Below are 22,983 nucleotides of genomic sequence, written 5' to 3'. Positions count from 1 at the left end.
TATCAGACGAGACCGCTCCCCCACAGAACTTAAAAGCTCAACCCCGCTCCTCGAACGCGCGGCGCAATGACAAGGCAATACCTTGCGCGGCGCGCTTCACTTCATCGAGCGCAGGAAAGGTCGGCGCGACGCGCAGATGCCGGTCGCGCGGATCAAGACCATGAGGGAACGCAGCGCCCGCCGGCGTCATTGCAATGCCCGCTTCGGCGGCCAGCGCGACCGTGCGTTTGGCAAGGCCGTCGGGCGTATAGAGGCTGATGAAATAACCCCCTTGCGGTACGGTCCACGACACCCCCGGCAGATCGGCAAGGATCTCGCTGAAGGTCGTTGTCATGGCGTCGAACTTGGGTCGCAACAGCGCACGGTGCCGCTCCATCAAGTCTTCCAATGTCTGCCTGTCGCGCAGCACCCGGACGTGGCGGAGTTGATTGAGCTTGTCCGGCCCGATGGTCCTGATAAACGAGCAACGCTGCCACCAGTCGACGTTACGCCGCGACGATGCAACGAACGCCAACGCGGCCCCCGCTATCGTGATCTTGGACAGCGACGCGAACATCAGCGCCCGGTCCGGATGACCCGCTTGCGCGCAAGCATCGATCATGTTCAGCGTGGTGTGCTTCTGCTCAGTCAGGTGATGGAACCGGTAGGCATCATCCCAGAAGAGACGAAAGTCGGAGGCGGCGGTTTCCATGGACGCGAGACGGCGGATGGTATCGGGCGAGTAGATCTCTCCTGTTGGATTGCTGTACAGCGGCACGCACCACATGCCCTTGATGGCCGGATCGGCAGCAACCTGCGCTTCGACAAAATCCATATCGGGACCACTGCCAGTCAGCGGCACCGGGATCATGCGCACACCAAGCGCCGCGCAGATCGAGAAATGGCGGTCGTATCCCGGCACGGGGCAAAGGAATGCGACGTCGCCCGCGTTGCGCCACGGCGTGCCGTCAGCCATGCCATGCAGGATGGCAAAAGCGATGGCGTCATGCATCAGCTCAAGGCTGGAATTGCCCGCCGCCACCACCTGTTCCGCGGCAACCCCAAGCAGATCGGCACCGAGCTCACGTGCCTCGGGCAGACCCAGGGCATGACCATAATTACGGCAATCAATGCCATCGCGCGACGTGAATTCGCCCGCCTTCAGCGCGTTGGCCAGTGCGTTCGAGCACAGGTCGAGTTGTTCTGAGGACGGCTTCCCGCGAGTCATATCGATTGCGAGTCCGAGCTTCCTGAAGTCATCGTAAGTCATCGACATCGTTTCTTTTCCGGCCATTCGCGTTGAGAGACGCCCAGTATGCAAGGCCGTCAGGATTCAGAAAAGCGAGTTATATTGAAGACTTCGTTCAGCTTTTCTGATACCGATGAAAACCTTCGATCTCGATGCGCTCTCCATGTTTGTCGCCGTCGCCGACACAGGCAGCTTCCTGCGCGGCGCCGCTCTCGTGCACCGCTCGCAATCCGCCGTGAGCATGCAGATCAAGTCGCTAGAGGTGTCTTTAGGGAAGCCCTTGTTTTCGCGCAAGCCGCGCAACATCACGCTGACCCAGGACGGCCATGTGCTGCTCGCCTACGCGCGGCGTTTGCTTGCCCTGCGCGACGAAGCCTGGGCCTCGATTGTTCGTCCGGACGTCAGGGGGCGGGTGGCGATCGGGGTACCGGACGACTACGCGTCGTCTCTCCTGCCCTCCGTGCTGAGAAAATTTTCTGCGACTTACCCGAAGGTCGAGATCCAGGTCATCGGCATGCCGAGCAACGCACTGGCGCCGCTTATCAAGGAAGGCAAGATCGATCTCGCCTGCATGACGCGAATGAAGGGATTGAGCGGCGACTTTATCCGCCTGGAACCCATGGTCTGGGCCGGTTACGCTGTCGGCAACGAAGTCTGGAAGGAACGTCCACTGCCCATTGCGGTCTTCGCGCCGGGCAGCGTCGCGCGGTCCAAGGCGATCCACGCACTCGAACGGGCGAAGATCAGCTATCGCACGTCTTACGAGAGCCCCAGCCTGCTGGGTCTTTTCAGCATGGTGGAAGCAGGGCTCGCAATCGCGCCGCTGTCACGGTGCAGCATCCCGGAACGGTTCGTCCAGCTTGGCAGCGCCGACGGCTTGCCGGCGTTGCCGGACCTGGAGATCGTGCTCGCGCGCAGCGCGGGATCGAACCGGCCGCCCTGTGATTTTCTGGCGGAACAGATCCTCACGGAGCTGCGACTCTGAGCCCGTGCGGACTAATGTGGTCAGACGGTCGAGCTATTGTGCACTGGCCGCTTCCGGCTTCATTCGACCCTTGCACGCAAACTCTTCAAAACCTTCAACAGGCAATGGCCGGCAAAAATAGAAACCCTGGTAGGCATGACAACCTGCGTCAGCCAGGAAGTCGCGTTGCTCTTCTGTCTCCACGCCTTCGGCAATCACGCCCAAACCAAGGCTCTGCGCCAGTGCCACGATCGTCCTCGCAATGGCCGCATCGTTTGGATCGATCAGCACGTCGCGCACGAATGACTGATCGATCTTCAACTGATCCAAAGGCAGCCGCTTCAGGTACGAAAGCGATGAATAGCCGATACCGAAATCGTCCAGCGAAAAGACCACGCCGCGCGCCTTCAGCGCGTACATTTTTGCAATGATGTCCTGCACGTTGTCCACCAGCACGCTCTCGGTCAGTTCCAGCTTGAGCCGGTTCGGGTTAGCGCCCGTTCGACGGATCACGTTCAACACCTTGGCCACGAAATCGGGCTCGCGGAACTGCTGCACGCTGACATTGACCGCGATCGTCAGGTGGGACATGTCCGGACGCATGGCCCACAACGCCAGTTGAACACACGCGGTTTCCAGCACCCAGTTGCCCAGCGCCAGGATCATCCCGGTCTCTTCCGCGAGGTGAATGAAGTCGGCGGGCGGCACGATGCCGCGCTCTGGATGCTGCCAACGCACGAGCGCTTCGGCCCCGATAACCCGGTTGCCGTCGAGCACCTGCGCCTGGTAATGCACCAGGAACTGATTACCCTCTATCGCCTTTCGCAAACCTGCTTCAAGCGCTGCCCGTTCCACTACCACGGTCTGCATGGCCGGGTCGAAGAAAGACAGTGCGTTGCGCCCCAGGTCTTTCGACTTGTACATGGCAAGGTCGGCCTGCTTCAGCAGTTCGTCCATGGATGTCTGATAGCCCCTGAACACCGTGGCGCCAATGCTGGCCGTGCTGCGGTAATCGACGTCCTCAAGCTGATACGACTCGCCGAGAACACTGAGGATCATTTCGCCCATCGCTTCGGTCTGGGCCGCCGCTTCCAGCCAGGTTTCATGGAGGCTTCCGAGCACCACCACGAATTCGTCGCCGCCTACCCGCGCCACGGTATCGCCGTCGCGTACGCTGGCGGCCAGACGCTGCGCCACTTGTTGCAGCAGCAGGTCGCCCTTGTCGTGACCCAGGGTGTCGTTGAGCGTCTTGAAGTGATCCAGGTCGATGAACAGCAATGCACCGCACGCCCCGCTTCGCGCGCTGACGGTAATGGCCTGCGTCAGGCGGTCAAGCAGCAAGGTGCGGTTGGGCAAACGCGTGAGGGCATCGAAGAAAGCCAGCTCCTTGATGCGTTCCTCCGCAATCTTGCGTGCGGTGATGTCGTGGTGCGTGCCCACATAGTGACTGACAACGCCGCCTTCGCCCGTCACCGCCGAGATCGTCAGCCATTTCGGATACACCTCGCCATTCTTGCGACGCCCCCAGATCTCGCCCTGCCAGCCGCCCACGCGATGGATCGTTTCCCACATGTCTCTGAAAAAAGCTTCGTCATGATGGTGCGAGCGGAGCATCCGCGGTGTCTGGCCCACGGCTTCCTCAGCGGTGTAGCCGGTGCACTCGGTGAACGCGGAGTTGACGCGCAGGATGGTGTTGTTGGCGTCGGTGACCATCATGGCTTCGAGCGAGTCGAAGGCGACCGCCGCAATACGCAATTCAGCCTCGACCTGCTTGCGGTCGGTGATGTCGCGCCCGCTGGTCCGGAAGCCCGCGAATACGCCCTTGGAGTCGGTGATGGGAATCCAGGAAACGGACAGCCAGACCAGCGAGCCGTCCTTGCGGACGCAGCGGAATTCGAGGTCATCGCCACGAGACCCCTTGAGCCCCCTCAGGAACTCAGGGGCGACGCGGGCCATGTCGTCCGGATAGATCAGCGTGCCGGCGAAGTCCTTCATGGCCATGCATTCGTCGACGGTGTAGCCGGTGTATTCCTCGACCGATGGATTGATCCAGCGTGGCTTGCCATCCGGTCCCCACCAGACCTCCCAGTTCACCGTGCAGTCGGCAATGGCGCGAAACTTCTCCTCGCTCTCGCGCAGCTCGCGGGTCATGTTGGAAGCCAGCCGCATCGCGCGGCCGCGGCCGGTCACCATCAACCAGGCGAGCAGCGCCAGCAGCAGGCTCAGGCCCGTGCCGGCGACGGCGATCAGCGCTTCGGCATTGCGGCCGAAGCGACCCTTGAAATCGTCCAGGGTGGTCATCGAGAGCGTCCAGTCGTGCCCTGCGACGACTAGGTACTCATTGGCTGAAATGAGGGGAGGCCGGTGCTGCTCCCCTGCATCAGGAGAACGGTAAAGCAAGGTCGCGGCGGACGGTTCCACGCCGTCGTAGATAGCCAACGCGAGGCCGGGCAGCGGGTCGCCGTAAAGACTGGCGATGACGTCGTGCATGCGAAACGACGCGTACACCCAGCCTGCAAGATGCGCCCGGCGTTCGGCAACGCTGTCGTGCGGCTGGCCCCGGTCGTAGATCGGCAGGTACATGACGAAAGCGGGTTTCGCGTCCGCCTCATGGTCCACGCCCAGCCGGACTTTCCCGGAGACCGCCACCATGCCGGAATCGCGCGCCTTCTCCATGGCCTGCCGCCGCACAGGGTCGGCCCAGGGATCCACGCCGAGCGGGGCGCGGTTGCTGGCAACAGACGGTTCGCGCTGGATGATCGGCGCGTAGTTCTCACGCAAGCCCCGCGGCTGGATGGTATAGCCGGTAAAACCCAACTGATGCATTGCGGCAATATGCGCGTCCCTGCGCGCCGCCGGTACCCACTCGATGACCCCGATAGTCTGGATGCCGGAAAAGTTGGCGTCGAGATTGAGCGCGCCGACGTAGTCGCGGAAGTTGTCGCGATCCATGTGGCCGGTGGCGGCGAAGAGACCTTGCACACCGCGCAGCATCTGCTCGTAAGTCGACATGCGCTGTTCGACGCGGCTGACCACGTCGCCCAGTGAAGAATTGAACTGGGAGAGCAATTCGTTGTGGGAAGCTTGCCGCTCATGATCCCAGACGATCCATGTGACGCCGAGGGCGGCGGACAAGATCAGCAAGGGCAGCAATACCAGGCGAGCCCAGGTCACGGGGGTGCCTGGAAATCGACCATGGATTCCGCCAGGTCGGGTTTGAAGTACTTCTCGAAAATACGCAGCACGGTTCCATCCGCGCGCATCTCGTTCACCAGCGCGCGCCACTTGTCCTGCTCGGCCGGCGAGAGCGCCTTCTTCGACATGATCAGGCCATGGGGGATGGCTGGATCATTGAACTCGATGATGGTCGTGACATCGCGGATCTTCTTTTCATCCAGCGCGGGGTAATCGAACGGCTCCATGATCATGCCCTGGATACGCTGGTGAATCAGCGCCTCATACAGCGGCTCCAGACCGCCCGCCTGGCTGACGCGATTTTCAGCCGCCAGAGTATCTACCAGGCGGTTGGCGGAGTCGCTGTAGCGGAAGCTGCGGATCACGCCCAGTTGAAACTTGTCGCTGCGCTCGAAATCGGCCAACTGACGCATGCCCGCGTCCTTGCGCACCAGCAAATAGTATTTGTTGCTGAAGTACCAGGCGAAGGAAGCGAAGCGGTTGCGCTCGGCGTTGGCAATGCCGGACAAGCTGAAGTCGAGCGCGCCGGATTCGATCAACTGCCAGATGCGCGCACGCGACATAAGGCTGACGCTGATCCGGCAGCCGCTGCGGCGAATCAGTTCGTCGGCGAAATCCTTGTCGATGCCTGTGTCGGTATCGGCGGAATAAAGCAGGCCGTGGTCATGCAGCGCAAGCGTAAAGGGACGTGAGCAATCAGGACCTGCCGCAACCGCACGGCCGGCACATAACATCACCAGTAGCAAGCCGCCCAGAGTGTGTCGGATCACAGCGTCGCCATGGTGGTGGAAGTAATTAGAAACAGCCCTCTTTTATTAACACCGGTCACGAGGGCTTGTTTAGTGATTTTGACACCTCAACAACGGGTTATGCAGGCAGACTTTTTGCAAGACGCCTTTTTGCCAGCCTGTTCTGCCTGTCGCTCGGAAAACGACAGGAAATTGCTTAATCGGGCAGTCCCGGCACATGACCGGTTTAGTAAAAAAATGGCAACGCCCGCGAATTAATGTTACCGGACGCTTATTAAAACTGCAACCGAGCGGAATCGTTTGCGAGTCATACCGTGGTGAACTTTTCTTACTCGACCGGCAGCGCAAGGCCTAGGCATCAGGCTTAGGCAGGCGAGGCAATATCCAACCCCAGGCGATAGCAGTTCCTGGTGACCCCTACTTCGCGCAAGTGACAGCTTTGTGTGCTTCGTGCGCGATGGTAATTTTAATTCCGCGCTCTATCAATCCTCCGATTAAACAGGTTGACTGGGGCAATATCAAAGCATATAGGTAAAGCCACTCAGGTAAAGGCACTTCTACCGGAATGGAATTAAACGTCCACCGATATGTTCTATCTATTGGATGACAGGGAACACAAAGCGATGCACAAAGTGCTATTGCAATACCAAAGCTTATTGCAATAGCACAAGACCCGCGATGCGCATGATTGCGCGGGAGCAGACGCGTGTTGTACCGGCTTTAGTTGCCGATCTTCAGCAACTCGACTTCGAACGTCAGCGTGCTGTTTGGAGGAATCGGGCCTACGCCGCGGTCACCGTATGCGGTTGCCGGCGGGCACACGAGCTTGGCCTTGCCGCCGACCTTCATCTTCTGAAGGCCTTGCGTCCAGCACGGGACCACCTGGCCGAGCGGGAACGATGCCGGCTGTCCGCGCTTGTACGAGGAGTCGAATTCAGTGCCGTTCGCGAGGGTGCCGCGATAGTTGACGGTCACGGTGTCGGCGGCAGTAGGCTGCGCCCCCGTGCCTTCCTTGATCTGCGTCACGGTGACACCGGAAGGAAGCGTTTCAGTCGCGCCCGTAGCGGCGTAAGCCGATGACGAAGCAATCAAGGCAAAAGTGAGCAGCAGCGATACTTTTTTCATAAAGCGTCCAGAGCGTCCCCAAAGCGGGGGGTTGTGAATAAAGTGCAATGTCAGTGAAGCCAAGCCAAATACCTTAGCACGGACAGGCGACGGTATGGCGGAACGTCGCTTCAAGACAGTTCATTACGGGCGCTCAGGGCTCATGGTGGCAAGCGTCTCTCGCACAGCACACGCTGCCAGGAACATGTTTGTCAGCGCTTTTTCAAACCGCAATCAGGGTTGACCCATAGATACCCGATTCATCAGATCCGGCTCCATGCCGCTTTGTCGTTCGTAGTTTGGATATTGCCGATTTTCGATAACGCTCAATTTTTTCGTCCTCCTATTATCGTTTGGACCCGTCGCGCATACAGCGCGCCTAGCCGCAGCACAGGAACGGCCGCCAACTTCCGGAGAGTCGAATGGAACGAGAATCGAACAACCGGCCTGACGAGCTGATCCAGGCTGGCGGCCAGATGCTGACCGCCAATATTGTGACCATGCCGGTATCCGGCGCGATTGTGATGTACATCATCAGCGTGCTGGCGCTGTTCAAATTGCGTCGCGCCGCTCCACGAATAGTGCTGTAACGGGTGCGATGCCGCTCAGGCGTTTTCGACCGCAAAGGCACAAGGCATCGAGCATTACCCCAGCCGATCATCACCATAACGAATATCGATTGTTGTTGATCTGGACTTTTCTCGTTCCTAAGATGGATTAACCGCACAAAGCGGTGAAGCGGAGACACGGAATATGGATGCGCATACAAAGCCCGAACGGGCAATCAAGACAGTAGAAGATGCGATTCGCCTGGTGGAGGCAAGCGGACTGACGCATATCAAAGTGGGTCTGTCCGATATCGATGGCATTCTGCGCGGAAAATATCTGCGCAAGGATAAATTCCTCGGGGCACTGCGTTCAGGATTCGCCTTCTGCAATGTCGTACTGGGCTGGGACGCGGACGACCAGATGTACGACAACACCAAATACACCGGCTGGCACACCGCCTATCCGGACGCCATGGTGCGGATCGTGCCGGAGACCTGCCGGCGCCTGCCGCTGGAACAGGGCAATGGCGAAGACATGCTGTTCTTCCTTGCAGAATTTGTTGGGGATGCCGAAGCAATTTGCCCTCGTGGTTTACTGCAACGCGTATTAAAGCGCGCAACCGATATGGGATTCGAGGCTTCCGCCGCACTTGAATATGAATTCTTCATGTTCGAGGAGACGCCGCATTCTGTGCGTGAAAAAAACTACCGCGACCTGAAGAACTGGACGCCGGGCAATTTTGGCTATTCAGTGCTGCGCAGCACGGTCGAAGGCGATTTCTACCGCCAATTGCTCGATATGTGCGAGCAGATGGACATGCCTATAGAGGGCCTGCATACAGAAACCGGTCCCGGCGTGCTGGAGGCTGCGCTCGCGGTGGATGGCGCGTCCGACATGGCCGACAAGGCCATATTGTTCAAGACCTTTACCAAGGCGCTGGCTCAGAAGAATAATCTGATGGCGACCTTCATGGCGAAATGGTCGCATGACCACCCCGGACAGAGCGGTCATATCCACTTGTCCTTGCGCGAGGCGAGCACCGGCAAGTCGGCGTTTTACGACGAAAGCCGTCCTTACAACATGAGCGCCAGGCAAGCCAGTTTCATGGCAGGCGTGCAACGCTACCTGCCCGAATTCATGTCGATGTTCGCGCAGACCGTCAATAGCTATTCGCGCCTGGTGCCGGGCTATTGGGCGCCGCTCGATGCAACCTGGGGCGTTGAGAATCGGACCACGGCCTTGCGCCTGATCCCGGGATCGGAAAAATCCCAGCGCGTTGAAGTCCGCATTGGTTCGGCCGACGCGAATCCGTACATTGCATTGGCAGCCGCGTTGGGCGCGGGCTTGCATGGCATTGAGCAGGGCCTCGATCCAGGGGAGATCGTCCAGGGCAACGCCTATACGCAGGAGTTTCCAGCTCATCTGAAATTGCCTTGCACCCTGTGGGAATCCGCACAGCGGCTGCGCCAGTCCCAAGCGGCGAAGACCTTGTTTGGCGAACCGTTTGTCGAGCATTTCGCCGCGACCCGCGAATGGGAAGAGCGGCAGTTCCGTCGGCATGTGACCGATTGGGAATTGGCCCGCTATTTCGAAATCATCTGAGTCCACACATCCAAGCCACCATGATGAAAGAAGAACTGATCACCATTAGTCCGATTGACGGCAGGGAATTCGTGCGCCGGCCTTATGCTGGCGAGTCGCAGATCGAACAGACGCTGCTGCGCGCGCAAACCGCGCAGAAGGCGTGGGCCGCACGGCCATTGTCGGAGCGGTTGGCGCTGGTTGGCCGTGCCGTCGAACACTTCGTTCAGAACAAGGCGACCATCGCCGACGCGATTACTCGCCAGATGGGACGCCCGCTGCGCTACACCGCCGGAGAAGTGGACGGCTTTGCCTCGCGGGCTCGCCATATGATGGCGATTGCGGAAGATGCACTGAAGCCCGTTCAGGTGGAACCGCAAGCCGGCTTTACGCGCTTTATTTCGCGTGAACCGGTTGGCGTGGTGCTCACCATCGCGCCGTGGAATTACCCCTTGCTGACGGCGGTCAACAGTATCGTCCCCGCTTTGCTGGCGGGTAATGCGGTAATTCTCAAGCACTCCGATCAAACACCGTTGTGCGCCGAACTCATCCATCAGGCCTTTGTCCAGGCCGAGCTGCCCGAGGGCGTGTTCCAGTATCTGCATGTGGATCATGAACGTGTGCGTCGATTGATACATGCGAACGAGATCGGTTTTGTCTGTTTCACCGGTTCGGTGGGTGGGGGCCGCATTGTCGAGGAAGCTGCGGCCGGGCGTTTTATCGGGGTTGGGCTGGAATTGGGCGGTAATGATCCGGCCTACGTGCGAAGCGATGCCAATCTCGATTACGCGGTAGAGACGCTGGTCGACGGCGCCTTCTTCAATTCGGGCCAGTCATGCTGCGGTATCCAGAGAATCTATGTGGCCCAGCCTCTGTACAAGGACTTTATCGAGCGTGCGGTAGCGCTGACGAATCAGTATGTATTGGGCAATCCGCTTGATGCTCAGACCACGCTTGGGCCGGTGGTCCGTACCGCGGCAGCCGACGGCGTGCGTGCGGTGATCGCCGAGGCACTGGCCAAGGGCGCTAAAAATCTGATCGATGAAAGCCGGTTCGAACTGTCGCGCGCCGGTACGCCTTATGTGGCGCCGGGCGTGTTCGTGGATGTCGATCACGGCATGACGCTGATGAACGATGAATGTTTCGGACCGGTGGTCGGCATCATGCCTGTGTCCGGAGATGAACAGGCAATCGAACTGATGAACGACAGCCCCTACGGCTTGACGGCCAGTGTATTTACGAGCGACGAAGAAGCGGCGCTATCGATCGGCGGGCGTGTCGAAACCGGTACCTTCTTCATGAACCGCTGCGACTATCTCGACCCCGCCCTCGCCTGGACCGGAGTGAAGAATACAGGCCGAGGTGCGACCTTGTCGGCAATTGGTTATGAGCACCTGACGCGACCCAAATCTTTTCATCTGAAAACCCGTCTCTGAACGGATCTTCAAAGGAATTTCGTATGTCACTTCCCTCCGCAAACTGGAATTACCCGACCGCAGTCAAGGTCGGCGCAGGTCGGATCAGCGAACTGCCGCAATGGTGTAAAAGCTTGGGGCTGCGCCGTCCGCTGCTCATCACCGACCCGGGTCTGGCGGCATTGCCGCTGATCGGCAGCGTGCTGGATCACTGCCGGTCCGCCGACCTTACGTGCGGCCTGTTTCACGACATCAAGGGCAACCCGACCGGCAAGAATGTCGACGACGGTGTGGCGATCTTCAAGGCCGGTGGCCACGACGGCGTGATCGCCTTCGGCGGCGGCTCGGCGCTCGACGCAGCCAAGGCCGTCGCGCTGATGGTTGGGCAGGATCGTCCGCTGTGGGACTTCGAAGATATTGGCGACAACTATCTGCGCGTCAATGTGGCCGGCATGGCGCCCGTGGTGGCGGTGCCGACCACGGCCGGGACCGGCTCGGAAGTCGGGCGCGCGTCGGTGATCACCGACGACCACGCCCATGTGAAACGCATCATCTTCCACGCGAAGATGTTGCCCGCGGTCGTGATCCTCGACCCTGAATTGACCGTGGGCCTGCCGGCAAAGCTGACAGCGGCGACCGGCATGGACGCGCTCTCGCATAACCTCGAAGCCTATTGTTCGCCGTTTTATCATCCGATGGCGACAGGCATTGCAGTCGAAGGTATTCGCCTGATCAAGCAGTTCCTGCCGCGTGCGGTGAGGGATGGCCAGGACCTCGATGCACGCCTGCAAATGCTGGTGGCGTCCAGCATGGGTGCGACCGCGTTTCAGCGCGGCCTGGGCGCAATGCATGCGCTGGCTCACCCCCTGGGCGCGCTGTATGACGCCCACCACGGCATGCTCAACGCCATCCTGATGCCGTATGTGCTCAAGGCCAATGAATCGGCTATCTCGGACCGGATCGAACTGTTGGCGCGCTACCTTGAACTGGCCCAGCCGTCGTTCACCTCCTTCCTCGACTGGGTCCTGATGATGCGCGACACACTGGGCATTCCGCATACGCTGGGTGAGATCGGCATCGATGCCCACGACGCGGCGAAGGTCGGCGACATGGCCGTGGCCGATGGATCGGCCGGGACCAACCCGATTCAGTTCAGCGCCCCCGAGTACAGCCGCCTTTTCGTGACGGCGGTAGAGGGCTTGTTGTAACACCCGTTGGAGTTGATGAGGGGATGGCGTGGCAAGGATCGGGATCGCCGGCTTTTTGCATGAGACGAATACCTTCGCCGCCAGCCGGGCGAGTTTTGCTACCTTCGTCGAGGCGGACGCGTGGCCGGGCTTGCTGGTTGGCGAGGAGATCTTCGGCGCGGTCTCGGGCGTCAATCTGGCAATAGACGGTTTTATACAGGCTGCCCGGCCGTCGCATCAACTGGTCCCGTTATTGTGGGCCTCGGCCAACCCGAGCGGTCCGGTGACGCAGGATGCATTCGAAGCGATTGCCTTCATGCTCGACCGCATGATCCGTGATGCGGGTCCGCTGGACGCGCTGTTTCTCGACCTCCACGGCGCGATGGTCAGTGAGCATCTGGAGGACGGTGAGGGGGAGTTGCTCAGGCGCCTGCGGCAACGAGCCGGCACCATGATGCCGATAGTCGCGGCGCTGGATTTCCACGCCAACATCACGCCGGCCATGATCGAACATGCTAGCGGGCTGCTGGCGTACCGCAGCTATCCGCATGTCGACATGGCGCAGACGGGACAGCGTGCATGTGTGTTGATGAACCGTTTGCTTGCCGGCGCAGGGTTGCACAAGGGCTATCGCCAGTTGCCTTTTCTGATTCCCATGCCTTGGCAAAGCACCTTGACCGAGCCGATGCATGGTTTGGTGGCGCTCGGTGAATCGCTGGCGTCGGAACAAGTTTTTTCGGTCGACTTCGTGCCGGGTTTTCCGCTTGCCGATATCCACGATAGCGGGCCAAGCGTGATTGCCTATGGCTCCGACCGGACTGCAGTCGAAGCAGCGGTCGAATCTTTGGCTCAGGCAGTTCTCGACAGGCAGGCCGATTTCGGCGGACGTCTTTATGCACCGGCCGAAGCGGTTGCGCATGCGCTTGAGCGGAGCCGACGACCCGGGAGCGGCACGATCATCCTCGCCGATACCCAGGACAATCCGGGCGGCGGCGGCGGTGGCGATACAACCGATATCCTGCACGAACTGCTGCGGCAAGAAGCGCAGCGGGTTTGCGCCGGCGTGTTGTGCGATGCCCGATTTGTCGAGGCGGCGATACACGCGGGTGTCGGCGCCGTCATCAATGTCCCGCTAGGCGGGGTTGGCGGCTTGGGTGCACGGCCGCTTCAAGGACCGTTCGAGGTGCTTGCGCTGGGGAACGGCCGGTTCACCGGCACAGGGCCGTTCTACCTTGGCTGCCAGATGGATCTTGGCGCTATGGCACGGGTGCGATGCGGTGGCCCGCTAGGCATCGAGATCGTGGTGTCGAGCCGCAAACAGCAGGCTGCCGATCAGGCGATGTTCCGCCATGTCGGCGCCAGTCCCGCCGATTACCGCATCCTGGTTCTAAAGAGCTCGGTACATTTCCGCGCCGACTTTGCGGCATTGGCAGACGAGATTCTGGTGGTGGCCGCGCCCGGTATCAATGTCGCGGATCTGCGCCAGTTGCGTTACGAGAAACTGAGGCCCGGCGTCACGCTGCTTTGAATCTAGCCCAACACGATGGAGGGCAACAGCCACGGCGCATTCGCCTCAATAATCGGCAGGAAACGATTTTTCAGCAGCTCCACGCTGTCCTGGGCGAGTCGCTGCGGCAGCAAACCAAGATCGTCCTGACGGGCGACCATGGTGAGTTCGCGGAAGAACTCCTCGGCGGGAATCGGCAACAGGCGAAACGCCTCGGAAAATTTCTTGTCCGGTGTGAGTCCCGACTGCAGCAGGCACAACGGCGTAGTAATGGTCCAGCCGGCATTGGCCATCACCAGGGACATGATTGCGAACGTATTGTCGAGCTGCAGGCGTAGCGGTGGTTGAATCCCCCATTTCTCCAGCTGGGTTTCAATACTGCGGCCAATGACGGTTGTATTGCTATAGCGAATGAAGTCGCCTCTGACCAGGAGGTTTCGTAAAGAGGGAACGGGTCCTTTGAAATCCCCGGGCAAAACCAGCACAAAGGGTTCGCGCAAGATGCGCTGGCGGTAGAGCAAGGGGTTCTTTAACACGACGTCATCGGAGATGATGATGTCCACCCGCCTGGACAGCAATGCTTCGGCATGCTGATGTGATTGACCGGTCACCATGGACCAGTTGGCGGTGCGCTGCCGTATTGCTGTCAACAAGTCGGCGCCAATGCTGGTGGCCATGGAATCGACCAATGCAATGCGAATATGTTTGAGCGGTTCGCCGTGAGGTTTGCAGAACTCCTGGCTCAAATGCCTGGCGTCATCCAGCAACGTACAGGCCCGGTTGTAAAACTGGCGCCCCACGGGAGTCAGCATGGGGGGCCGCTGCGAACGATCCAGTAATTGCAGTTTAAGTGCTTGTTCCAGGTTCGACAGCGTTTGGGAAACTGAGGATTGCGTGATGTTGAGTCGTTGACCGGCCGCTGTCATGCCGCCGGATTCGACGACGAGCACGAAGACTTCAAGCGCCTTCAGATCGAAATAAATGCCATTTTGCATAAGACCGGCTGATTAGCCGCGGCGGAAATTGGCTGGGGAGCGGATTGATTTTGTCACATCTCGGCGTAGTGTAACCGCTGTCAGCAGTGGTGTAAAAAGCGACGATCAACCGGATAAATGCGCATATGACTGTGTTGTCTGCTGCCTCAGCGCCTAATCCGGCTTATGGACCGTCTATTTCACGTGCCATGGCGCCGTACCTCCCAAACGGCTTGTGCGTGAACACCCGGGTCGCGAGCGATGCCGACGAGCAGGCGAGAAACCTCTCGGGCTGGCGGCAAACTTACGATCAACTGACACCCGGTGTTTTCTCCGGCAGCGTGAGCGAGTTATGCCTGGAGCATATGACGGTATTTTGTGAAACGACCAGTCATGCGCTGCGTCAAACCTGCGAGGTTGGTTCGGATTCCTGCTGGTTTGGCATTCCATTGAAAAACGACGGCCCGGGCTTGATCGACGGCCACTTGATAGCGGATGACGCGCTGGCAGTCATGCGGGGCCGGGACGAATTCGAGCTGGTGACGGCCAGCGGATATCGGATCCTGGGTGTAGTGATTGAAGATGCCGAGTTGCGCACCTACGCCCGCGAGGTCGAACGGATCGATTTCTCGGACGAGGTGCTGAGCCGGCAGATCCTGAATGTCGGCGCATCGCGCAAGGTCAGTTTGTGCGACGGGTTGTCGATGCTTTTGCTTACCGCACAGGCAGGTCCCCAACCGCTTTCAGCCGTTGCAAGCAGCAACGTACAGTCGTGTGTCCCGGCCATGTTGTTCGATCTGGGCGTCTCGTTGCGAGCCGATGATCTGCCTGAAAACGGGTCGAAACCGGATCGCTATTGGATCGTCATGCAGGTGCGCGACTATATCCTCGCCCACCGTGATCGCCCGGTTGCGGTGCCCGAGTTGTGCCGCCAGTTTCATGTGAGCCGGCGCACCCTGCAATACTGTTTCGAAGAGACCTTGGGCATGACACCCATGTCGTATCTGCGGGCAATCCGGCTCAATGGCGCGCGGCGCGATTTGAGTTCCGCACAACAGGCCAAGCTGCCGAGAACCGTGCAAAGCGTTGCCGCCGATTGGGGGTTTTGGCATTTGAGCCAGTTCGCGACGGATTACCGCAAGCTATTCGGCAAGCGGCCTTCGGAGTCCTTGCGAGGCGTTGAAATGACTGGCATACCCGGCATGCAGGCGCGGCCGCACGCTCAGACCACAGCTATTCCCTTACTGTTTGCGGTGAGCGTCTCTCGCACCGCACGTGCTGCCAGAGCAGATTCAGGCACTGACGCGTGCCCTGGATCAAGGCAGTCCTGCGCGCTAGCGGATTGCGTTCGATCGACAGGTGCGCCGGCCGCCGCGGAAGATCAGGCTACGCGACAACCGGCTCATGGAATTCCGTCGTCAGGCCCGCTTCAACGCGAGTTCACATGGAGTCTGGAACATCTCGCTTGCAATCAACGCGGCGCGCCCGACTGCATGTGCCGGCACAAATACGTAGAACCGCCAGAGATCCGCATACCGGTCCTGCAGTGCGCCTATCTCCGCGAAGGTGCCGCTGCCGCCATCGTTCAGATACTCAAGGCCCCGGCTGGTTTCGACAGGCACCGCAGCTTCCTTCATTGCGGTGAGCGCAGGGCAATACAGCACGACATCCGCGAAGGGCAGGCCCAGCTTTTCCGCCAGTTCAGCCTCGGCTTGCGCGCGGTGTATGCGTGATGCGTGGTAGCGCGCCACCCAGGATTTTCGCTGTTCGGGCGGCACGCTGATACCGGAGACAACGTAGCCGCGTTTGAGCAGGTCGCGGTTCAGCGTGCGGTGAGCGAGGGCTGCAGCGTCCGCCACGCCGCAATGCGCCAGACGGTCCAGCAGCGTCCAGTCGTTGAGTTCAAGCAGGTCACGCTCGGCGAGCACCCCGTGATCAAGCGCAATCTCCACCGCTTTGGAAATCATCGCGCCCGCCACGACCTTGGTGTGGTGATAGTAGACGCGCTCAGTGAGGTAGTAGCGCAGCCGCAGCACGCCGATGATTTCCGACCGGGCGTCGGGTCGGTCCATACCATGTTTGGCCAGCCTGATCACCAGACGGTCACCGTGCTCGGCGAAGCAGCGGAAGATCCGGTCGTCGTAGTCCTGGGAAAGACCGGCAAAGAAGCTGTCGCGGCGCAGGTAGTCGAGCAGGTCGGCATCAATGCTGCCCGACACTATGTCCTGCGCCCATCGTGGCACGCTTTCAGCAGATGGCAGGCCGAGCAGGCTCCCCACGACATCCCGAATGCCCAGGCGGGCCAGCGCATTGCCCAGATCTCCCGCGAACATGTCCGCCAGGCGTGAGCCTTTGTCGTGCCGCGCAAACAAGCGGCGCTCGTCTTCCAGCGTGTGACCGAACGGCACGTGGGTGACATCGTGAAGCAATGCAGCCACGCCAATAGCGTCTTCCAGCTCAACAGGAATCTGTTGGCCCGAGCGACGCAGGCTCGCCACGATCCGGTGCGCCACCGCGCAGACGCCGACAGAGTGATCGAAGCGTGTATGCAGCGCTCCGGGGTAGACGAGGTATGCCGTGCCGAGCTGCTTGATACCGCGCAGCCGCTGCATCACAGGCAGGTCGAGGACCGCTGTCTCGAGACTGCTCAGTTCAATATCGCCGTGGATGGGGTCGCGTAGCAGCATGGGCGCCGGGACTAGCTCGATGAACTCGTATTGACGTCAGGCAATGCTGATGCCGCCGCATCCTGGCCGTCCGAACCCGGCGCGCAGCACGAATGCAGCAGGACCTTGCCATGTCGGTTGGGTAGTGCCGGCGGCTTATGTTCAGGAGACGGTGTCAATGGGGTTTCTCCTCTTCGATCAAGGCCGCTTCCGGCATGCGCGCCAGTTCGATAAAGGCCTTCAGGTAGTCAATTTCAGTGTCGGTCTCACGCGCGCCCAGGAAAATCTGCTTGGCGATGCCCTTTCGCCCGAGCCGCACCGGGACAAGATTCATTTTATCGGCGTACTCTTCCACCAGCCACCGGGGCAGCGCCGCGACGCCCCTGCCGCTTGCGACCATCTGCAACATGATGTCGGTGGTCTCGATCGCCTTGTGGCGCCGGGGCGTAACACCCGCCGGCATCAAAAACTGGTTATAGATGTCGAGCCTGCCGGTCTCTACCGGATAGGTGATCAACACCTCCCGGGTCAACTGGTCCGGCTTCACATAGTCAGCGCTGGCAAGCGGATGTTCCCGGTTCACCACCAGTACCTGCTCATACTCGAACACGGGTTCAAAGCGCAAGCCCGGCTTATAGAGCGGGTCCGGCGTCACCAGCAGGTCGATCTCGTAGGCGAACAAGGCGCCAATTCCGCCAAACTGGAACTTCTGCTTGACGTCGACATCCACGTCCGGCCAGCAAGCGAGATAGGGCGAGACCACCTTGAGCAACCACTGGTAGCAGGGATGGCATTCCATACCAATGCGTAGCGCGCCGCGCTCACCCTGCGCGTACTGTTTGAGACGCTCCTCAGCGAGATCCAGTTGCGGCAGCACGCGGTTGGCCACGGCAAGCAGGTATTGACCGGCCTGGGTCAGGCGCAGGCTGCGGCCCTCGCGCAACCAGATATCCGTCCCCAGTTGCTGCTCCAGCTTTTTCATGGAATGGCTGAGTGCGGACTGCGTCAGGTACAGCACCCCCGCTGCTGCGGTGAGCGAGCCGTGCCTGTCTACCGCCTGAACGATCGCCAGGTGAATTCTTTCAAGCATGACGATACATGAGCCAAATTAATGAGTAATTGAATTAAGACCATTTTACTTCATAGCATGCCTTCCCTACCATCCGGGAATCTGAAACCCGACCAAATCGAAGGTAAAGCGATGGCAACGACACACAATCTGGGCTTCCCCCGCATCGGTGCAAAGCGCGAACTGAAATTCGCCCTGGAGTCCTACTGGAAAGGCGAATCCTCGCTTGGCGAACTGAAAGCGCTGGGTGCCCGGTTGCGCCAGCGTCATTGGGCAGATCAAGCCGGCCTGGGTCTGGCGGCCGTGGGCGATTTCTCCTTCTACGACCAGGTGCTGGACATGAGCTTCACCCTGGGCAACCTGCCGGAACGCGTGCAAGGCTTTCACGGCGATACCCTCGACAACACCTTCCGCGTAGCCCGTGGCCGTTCGGCCAAGGGTGCCGAAGACCACGGCGCGTGCTGCGGCGGGGTCGCCGCCGGCGAGATGACCAAGTGGTTCGATACCAATTACCACTACATCGTCCCCGAATTCAGCGCCGGCACCGAATTCAAGCTCGACCCGTCGCGCCTGCTGGAACAACTGGCTGAGGCCAAAGCGCAAGGCGTCAAGGCCAAGCCGGTGATCGTTGGCCCTGTGACCTATCTGGCGCTCGGCAAGGCGAAGGACGACTCGGACAAGCTGGCCCTGCTGCCACGCCTGCTGCCGGTCTACGCGGAACTGCAGGCCACGCTGGCCGCGCAAGGCGTTGAATGGGTCCAGATCGATGAGCCGATCCTCGTCACCGAGTTGTCTGCCGAATGGCAGCAAGCGTATGTCACGGCATACAACGCGCTTGCCAAAGGCAAGGTGAAGCTGCTGCTGGCGACGTACTTCGGCCAGTTGCTGGACAACCTGTCGCTCGCCTGCAAACTGCCGGTTCAGGGCCTGCATCTGGATGCGATCAATGCCCGCGCTGAAGTCGATGCAGTGATTGCTCAACTCCCCAAAGACGCCGTACTGTCGCTGGGCGTGATCAACGGCCGCAATATCTGGAAGACGGACCTCAACAGCGTGCTGGACTGGCTCGAGCCGGTCGCGAAGCAACTGGGTGACCGCCTGTGGATCGCACCGTCGTGCTCGCTGCTGCATGTGCCGGTGGACCTGGAAAGCGAACAGAAGCTGGATGCGGAAGTCCGTTCGTGGCTCGCCTTCGCACTGCAAAAGCTGGGTGAACTGAAGGTGCTGGCGAGCGCACTGAACAGCGGCCGTGATGCCGTCAAGGCAGAGCTGGCTGCTAACGGCGCCGCCATTGCCGCCCGCCGTGCGTCGCCGCGTGTGAACAACCCGGCTGTGAAGGCCGCCCTCGCGAGGATCAGTCCGGCACTGGGTCAGCGCAAGAACGCGTACCCGGCGCGCGCCGGCAAGCAGGCTGCCTTGTTGAAGCTGCCTGCTTACCCGACCACGACCATCGGATCGTTCCCGCAGACCGGCACGATCCGACATGCGCGCAGCCAGTTCAAGAGCGGCGAGCTGGACGAAGCGGGTTACAAGGTCGCAATGCGCGCCGAAATCGAACGCAGCGTACGCGAGCAGGAAGCGCTGGGGCTGGACGTGCTGGTGCACGGTGAAGCCGAGCGTAACGACATGGTCGAATACTTCGGCGAACAGCTCGACGGCTATGCGTTCAGCCAGTTCGGCTGGGTGCAGTCGTATGGCTCGCGTTGCGTGAAGCCGCCTGTCCTGTTCGGCGACATCAGCCGTCCGAAGGCAATGACCGTCGAGTGGATCAAGTACGCTCAATCGCTGACCAGCAAGCCGATGAAGGGCATGCTGACCGGCCCGGTCACGATCCTGAACTGGTCCTTCGTGCGTGACGACCAGCCGCGCTCGGTGTCGTGCTACCAGCTCGCACTGGCAATCCGCGAAGAAGTGCTGGACCTCGAAAAAGCCGGCGTGCGCGTGATCCAGATCGACGAAGCAGCACTACGCGAAGGCCTGCCGCTGCGCAAGTCGCAGTGGGCCGAATACCTCGACTGGGCAGTGACGTCGTTCCGTATCACCGCCAATGGCGTGGATGACGAAACGCAGATCCACACCCATATGTGCTATTCGGAGTTCAACGACATCATTGCGTCGATCGCCAACATGGACGCCGACGTCATCACCATCGAGACCTCGCGCTCGGATATGGAGTTGCTCGACGCGTTCGACAACTTCAACTACCCGAACGAAATCGGCCCGGGCGTGTACGACATTCACTCGCCGAACATCCCGACCGAAGAACACATCGTTCAACTGATGAAGAAGGCGGCTGAACGTATTCCGGCGCAACGCCTGTGGGTGAACCCGGACTGCGGCCTGAAGACACGCCAGTGGGAAGAAGTCATTCCGGCACTCACCAACATGGTGGCATCGGCCAAGAAGCTGCGCGCTTCCGTCTAAGGCAGACGCGCCGTTTTGCACGGCGTGGACAGGTCATGGTTCGATATCGGCGCGCACATGGTTGAACGTCGCCCCGAGCAGGCAAAGGGCAAATAGAACGCGGATGGCAACGGATGTGCGTTTCATCTGATCGGTCGGTGAGCGGCAACGGGAATGGAGCCCGTACAGTATCAAAGCTCTGAGGGCCGCGGTCATTTCCTTGAGCGTGAAGAGGTACGGCCAGATCTCCTGTCCTGAGTTATTTAACCAACGGGAAAGTCAGGACGAATCGAGTTCCTTGCGGGTCGCTTTCCGCGTGTGCCCTGCCACCATGCAGTTCCATGATCGTCCGCACTATCGCCAGTCCCAGCCCGGTCGATCCGCTCGCGGACGCACCATTGGTCCTCGACGGATCAGCACGATAAAACCGGTCGAAGACGCGTTCGAGCAGGTTCGCGTCCAGTGGCACACCTTCATTCGCCACTTCAACGCGCACCGCGCCGTCGCGTTCGGCAACGGACAACACGATCTCGGCGTTACGCGGCGTAAAACGCACCGCGTTCGCAAGCAGATTGCTCACCGCACGCCGGAAAAGTTCAATATCCGCCTTCAATCGCGCATGCCCCGTCACGCGGATTCGAATGCCGGCGTCCTCGGCTATCCCCTCGAAATAATCCGCTATCTTCAAGAGCTCCTCATCGACATCAAACGCGAGCAAGTGCCGGGAAAAATTCGGATGCTCGGCGCGGGCGAGAAAGAGGACATTTTCGATCATCCTTGAAAGGCGGTCGCACTCTTCAAGATTCGATGCCAGCAGCGTTTGATATTCCTCACTGGAACGGGGTCGTGCGAGTGCAACCTCGGTTGAGCCGCGCAAGTTGGCCAAGGGCGTGCGCATGTCATGGGCCAGGTCTGCCGTAAATCGCGAGAGCCGGTTGAAGCCATGCTCGAAGCCGGAAAACATGCCGTTGAGCGAGGCAATCAGCGTTTCGAGTTCTCGCGGCACCTTGCGCACCACGATGCGGGCGCTGAGATTTTCAGTCGTGAAGTCGGCGGCGCTATGCGCGATTTCACGCAGGGGCCTGAGCGACTGGCGAATAAGCAGGTAGCTCATCAAAAACGCCAGCAATGCGCCTGCGCCGCTTGCCAGAAAAAGTCGATCGCGATACTTCTTCAGCAGCAGCCATCGGTCGGACACGTCGCGCATCACGATTATCTTCACAGTTGAACCATCGGTGAGTCGCGCCCCGGTGGCAACTTGCCGGAATGGCGTACCGTGGCTTGCGGTCAAGGCCGTGATCGACGCCGCTGTAATCTGCTCCGTGGGATCCAGCTGGACCGCAGGCCAGGCAATGCCGAGCGCGGCCTTGGACAAGTTATGTTGCATGAGAACCTGACCGGACGAATCGACCATTTCCGCCGACAAAGCCCCGTTGCCCAGCACCTGGGTTTCCAACCGCTCCCGATGCTCCCTCAGGTCACGCGCGTTGGTGAGCTCCTGCGTCAGGCGGCGCATGTGCCGCGCCGCCAGCACAATGTCCTGATCGTCCTGCGTACTGACCTCGTGCGCCAGCGCCGTATAAACATAGCTTCCGACCAGGGCGAACACCGCCAGCGTGGTTCCGGCAAAGGCCAGTGCCAATGTCGCCGTCAACGACCGCGAGCGCATCAGTCGTCCTCTTTGGTGTCTATGACGTAGCCCACGCCACGTACTGTCTTGATGAGTTTGACTTCGAAGTCGTCGTCAATTTTTGCTCGCAACCGGCGAATGGCGACCTCGACCACATTGGTGTCGCTGTCGAAATTCATGTCCCAGACATAGGATGCAATCTGGGTGCGGCTCATCACCTCGCCCTGCTTGCGCGCAAGCAGTTGCAGCAACGCGAACTCGCGAGGGGTCAGCTCTATCCGCTTGCCTGCACGGCGGACCTTGCGGCGTGTCACATCGATTTCCAGATCCGCGACCGTGAGCGAATCGTGTTCCCGCGGCGGTCCTCTGCGCGCCAGTGTGCGGACCCGCGCGAGCAGTTCGACAAACGCAAACGGCTTGACCAGATAATCGTCGGCGCCCAGTTCGAGTCCATGCACGCGGTCGCTTACGTCGTCACGAGTGGTAAGAAACAGCACGGGGGTCGCTTTCAGGGTTCGAAGGCTCTTCAGGACACTCCAGCCGTCCATGGTCGGCAACATTACGTCCAGCACAATGACGTCATACGTGTCTTCTCTTGCCAGGATCAGGCCTTCCGCGCCGTCGGCCGCTACATCGACAAGAAAGCCGGCCTCTTCCAAACCCTTCTTGATGTAGGCGAGCGCTTTTTGCTCATCCTCAATGACCAGAACCCTCATGTCGACGCCTCGCTGCAACGTTTTATTTACCTGAAAGAATAGTACG

General features: G+C 60.1%; 16 protein-coding genes and 2 pseudogenes. 8 read left to right on the top strand and 10 right to left on the bottom strand.

Annotation, left to right across the window (positions count from 1 at the left end; genetic code table 11):
• Positions 1–37: 37 nt before the first annotated feature.
• The gene (locus ABH944_RS27175) at positions 38–1,255 is read right to left on the bottom strand and encodes an aspartate aminotransferase type Ic (protein ID WP_404610452.1); all 1,218 of its coding nucleotides are present in this window, start codon (positions 1,253–1,255) and stop codon (positions 38–40) included.
• 106 nt (positions 1,256–1,361) lie between these two features.
• Between ABH944_RS27175 and ABH944_RS27170 the strand changes: the two genes are divergently transcribed.
• On the top strand, positions 1,362–2,213 hold the full coding sequence (locus ABH944_RS27170; protein WP_404610453.1) for a LysR substrate-binding domain-containing protein: 852 nt from the start codon (positions 1,362–1,364) through the stop codon (positions 2,211–2,213).
• Positions 2,214–2,246: 33 nt separating this feature from the next.
• Here the strand turns inward: ABH944_RS27170 and ABH944_RS27165 are convergent, their stop codons facing one another.
• The 3 genes from ABH944_RS27165 to ABH944_RS27155 all read right to left on the bottom strand — a co-directional run bounded on the left by ABH944_RS27165 (position 2,247) and on the right by ABH944_RS27155 (position 7,261).
• Positions 2,247–5,366, bottom strand: a complete 3,120-nt coding sequence (locus ABH944_RS27165; RefSeq protein WP_404610454.1) for a bifunctional diguanylate cyclase/phosphodiesterase — start codon at positions 5,364–5,366, stop codon at positions 2,247–2,249.
• Positions 5,363–6,157 carry a substrate-binding periplasmic protein gene (locus tag ABH944_RS27160; RefSeq protein ID WP_404610455.1) on the bottom strand — a complete coding sequence of 265 codons (795 nt, stop codon included), beginning with the start codon at positions 6,155–6,157 and terminating at the stop codon, positions 5,363–5,365. Before ABH944_RS27160 ends, ABH944_RS27165 begins: the two co-directional genes overlap by 4 nt.
• A 699-nt stretch (positions 6,158–6,856) precedes the next feature.
• Entirely contained in the window at positions 6,857–7,261 is a 405-nt protein-coding gene (locus tag ABH944_RS27155) for an FKBP-type peptidyl-prolyl cis-trans isomerase (protein ID WP_062085074.1), read from the bottom strand.
• 428 nt (positions 7,262–7,689) lie between these two features.
• Between ABH944_RS27155 and ABH944_RS27150 the strand changes: the two are divergent.
• The 5 genes and pseudogenes from ABH944_RS27150 to ABH944_RS27130 form a co-directional block, all read left to right on the top strand.
• A pseudogene (locus ABH944_RS27150) lies at positions 7,690–7,821 on the top strand (ethanolamine permease); the annotation flags it as partial.
• Between the two features lie 172 nt (positions 7,822–7,993).
• A complete protein-coding gene (locus ABH944_RS27145; RefSeq protein ID WP_404610456.1) occupies positions 7,994–9,391 on the top strand; it encodes a glutamine synthetase family protein in 1,398 nt (465 codons plus the stop codon).
• A 23-nt stretch (positions 9,392–9,414) separates the two neighbouring features.
• Positions 9,415–10,806 carry an aldehyde dehydrogenase family protein gene (locus ABH944_RS27140; protein ID WP_404610501.1) on the top strand — a complete coding sequence of 464 codons (1,392 nt, stop codon included), beginning with the start codon at positions 9,415–9,417 and terminating at the stop codon, positions 10,804–10,806.
• Positions 10,807–10,829: 23 nt separating this feature from the next.
• Positions 10,830–11,993, top strand: coding sequence for an iron-containing alcohol dehydrogenase (locus tag ABH944_RS27135; RefSeq protein WP_404610457.1), 1,164 nt, complete (start codon positions 10,830–10,832; stop codon positions 11,991–11,993).
• 28 nt (positions 11,994–12,021) lie between these two features.
• Complete coding sequence (locus tag ABH944_RS27130; RefSeq protein ID WP_404610458.1) at positions 12,022–13,500, top strand: M81 family metallopeptidase; 1,479 nt, start codon at positions 12,022–12,024, stop codon at positions 13,498–13,500.
• 2 nt (positions 13,501–13,502) lie between these two features.
• On the opposite strand, the gene ABH944_RS27125 is transcribed toward ABH944_RS27130, so the two are convergent.
• Both ABH944_RS27125 and ABH944_RS27120 read right to left on the bottom strand, forming a co-directional pair.
• Positions 13,503–14,474, bottom strand: a complete 972-nt coding sequence (locus ABH944_RS27125) for a LysR family transcriptional regulator (RefSeq protein WP_404610459.1) — start codon at positions 14,472–14,474, stop codon at positions 13,503–13,505.
• A gap of 329 nt (positions 14,475–14,803) precedes the next feature.
• On the bottom strand, positions 14,804–15,190 hold the full coding sequence (locus ABH944_RS27120) for a hypothetical protein (RefSeq protein ID WP_404610503.1): 387 nt from the start codon (positions 15,188–15,190) through the stop codon (positions 14,804–14,806).
• On the opposite strand from ABH944_RS27120, the pseudogene ABH944_RS27115 reads away from it, so the two are divergent.
• Positions 15,158–15,565 (top strand): annotated as a pseudogene (locus tag ABH944_RS27115) (helix-turn-helix domain-containing protein); the annotation flags it as partial. The gene ABH944_RS27120 and the pseudogene ABH944_RS27115 overlap by 33 nt on opposite strands.
• Positions 15,566–15,871: 306 nt before the next feature.
• Here ABH944_RS27115 and ABH944_RS27110 read toward each other — a convergent pair.
• Positions 15,872–17,140, bottom strand: coding sequence for an HD domain-containing protein (locus tag ABH944_RS27110; RefSeq protein WP_404610460.1), 1,269 nt, complete (start codon positions 17,138–17,140; stop codon positions 15,872–15,874).
• A 154-nt stretch (positions 17,141–17,294) separates the two neighbouring features.
• The gene (locus ABH944_RS27105; RefSeq protein ID WP_404610461.1) at positions 17,295–18,209 is read right to left on the bottom strand and encodes a LysR family transcriptional regulator; all 915 of its coding nucleotides are present in this window, start codon (positions 18,207–18,209) and stop codon (positions 17,295–17,297) included.
• A 111-nt stretch (positions 18,210–18,320) separates the two neighbouring features.
• Here ABH944_RS27105 and metE point away from each other — a divergent pair, with 111 nt between their 5' ends.
• Positions 18,321–20,612, top strand: a complete 2,292-nt coding sequence (metE, locus tag ABH944_RS27100; RefSeq protein ID WP_404610462.1) for a 5-methyltetrahydropteroyltriglutamate--homocysteine S-methyltransferase — start codon at positions 18,321–18,323, stop codon at positions 20,610–20,612.
• A gap of 238 nt (positions 20,613–20,850) precedes the next feature.
• On the opposite strand, the gene ABH944_RS27095 is transcribed toward metE, so the two are convergent.
• Positions 20,851–22,260: a heavy metal sensor histidine kinase gene (locus tag ABH944_RS27095; protein ID WP_404610463.1), complete on the bottom strand. Its 1,410-nt coding sequence runs from the start codon at positions 22,258–22,260 to the stop codon at positions 20,851–20,853.
• A complete protein-coding gene (locus ABH944_RS27090) occupies positions 22,260–22,937 on the bottom strand; it encodes a heavy metal response regulator transcription factor (protein ID WP_404610464.1) in 678 nt (225 codons plus the stop codon). Before ABH944_RS27090 ends, ABH944_RS27095 begins: the two co-directional genes overlap by 1 nt.
• Positions 22,938–22,983: the final 46 nt, after the last annotated feature.

Source organism: Caballeronia udeis (genome assembly GCF_044909315.1).
GTDB lineage: Bacteria > Pseudomonadota > Gammaproteobacteria > Burkholderiales > Burkholderiaceae > Caballeronia > Caballeronia udeis_A.
The sequence above is the reverse complement of the archived record's forward strand: the minus strand, read 5'-3'. Positions and strand labels throughout refer to the sequence as shown.

Bases quoted from the DNA above. Each gene is read 5' to 3' on its own strand.
- ABH944_RS27125 (WP_404610459.1), bottom strand. From the start codon at position 14,474: ATGCAAAATGGCATTTATTTCGATCTGAAGGCGCTTGAAGTCTTCGTG.
- ABH944_RS27140 (WP_404610501.1), top strand. From the start codon at position 9,415: ATGAAAGAAGAACTGATCACCATTAGTCCGATTGACGGCAGGGAATTC.
- ABH944_RS27175 (WP_404610452.1), bottom strand. From the start codon at position 1,255: ATGTCGATGACTTACGATGACTTCAGGAAGCTCGGACTCGCAATCGAT.
- ABH944_RS27155 (WP_062085074.1), bottom strand. From the start codon at position 7,261: ATGAAAAAAGTATCGCTGCTGCTCACTTTTGCCTTGATTGCTTCGTCA.
- metE (WP_404610462.1), top strand. From the start codon at position 18,321: ATGGCAACGACACACAATCTGGGCTTCCCCCGCATCGGTGCAAAGCGC.
- ABH944_RS27170 (WP_404610453.1), top strand. From the start codon at position 1,362: ATGAAAACCTTCGATCTCGATGCGCTCTCCATGTTTGTCGCCGTCGCC.
- ABH944_RS27110 (WP_404610460.1), bottom strand. From the start codon at position 17,140: ATGCTGCTACGCGACCCCATCCACGGCGATATTGAACTGAGCAGTCTC.
- ABH944_RS27105 (WP_404610461.1), bottom strand. From the start codon at position 18,209: ATGCTTGAAAGAATTCACCTGGCGATCGTTCAGGCGGTAGACAGGCAC.
- ABH944_RS27135 (WP_404610457.1), top strand. From the start codon at position 10,830: ATGTCACTTCCCTCCGCAAACTGGAATTACCCGACCGCAGTCAAGGTC.
- ABH944_RS27095 (WP_404610463.1), bottom strand. From the start codon at position 22,260: ATGCGCTCGCGGTCGTTGACGGCGACATTGGCACTGGCCTTTGCCGGA.
- ABH944_RS27090 (WP_404610464.1), bottom strand. From the start codon at position 22,937: ATGAGGGTTCTGGTCATTGAGGATGAGCAAAAAGCGCTCGCCTACATC.
- ABH944_RS27145 (WP_404610456.1), top strand. From the start codon at position 7,994: ATGGATGCGCATACAAAGCCCGAACGGGCAATCAAGACAGTAGAAGAT.